Annotated in this window: 1 protein-coding gene; it reads right to left on the bottom strand. The window is 47.9% G+C overall.

What is annotated here, in order from left to right:
* The coding region (locus tag ABV409_RS16685; protein ID WP_353878764.1) for a Calx-beta domain-containing protein at nucleotides 1-482 on the bottom strand (482 nt) is incomplete at both ends.

The following is a 482-nucleotide window of genomic DNA, read 5'->3' as shown; positions in this document are numbered from 1 at the left end:
GAGGCTGACGTCCAAGGAAACGGTCCCCGCATCCTCATTGACGTCGATACTGGTCAGGTCGAACTGAACGCCCAAAGAAGGATCGTTGTCGTTATCGATGATGTTACCAGTCGCTTGATCGTCAATGATACTGATCAAGATTGTCGATAGATTGGAAAGATCGACCACGAAGTTTTCGAGGGTTTCGATCAAGTTGTCATCAATAATCGGAATGGTAATGTCATGGGTTTCACCATCGGTACCGGCAAAAGTAAGGGTGTTGCTTGTTGCGGTATAATCCTCGGTAGCCAAGGCCGTACCGTCATTGGTCGTGTAATCAAGGGTAAACCCTCCTTGTACACTTCCGGTCAAAACCACGGTGAACGTTAACGTACCATCCGCTTCATTGACCGTTACATCATCGTTTAAGAAATCAATTCCTACTCCTGCGATGTTGTCGTTATCGGTGATGGTCCCGGTGGCGTTACCGTCGACGATGTTGA

Source organism: Flagellimonas algarum, from assembly GCF_040513375.1.
Lineage (GTDB): Bacteria > Bacteroidota > Bacteroidia > Flavobacteriales > Flavobacteriaceae > Flagellimonas_B > Flagellimonas_B algarum.
Note: the sequence above shows the minus strand (reverse complement) of the source record. Positions and strands in the feature narration are given on the sequence as shown.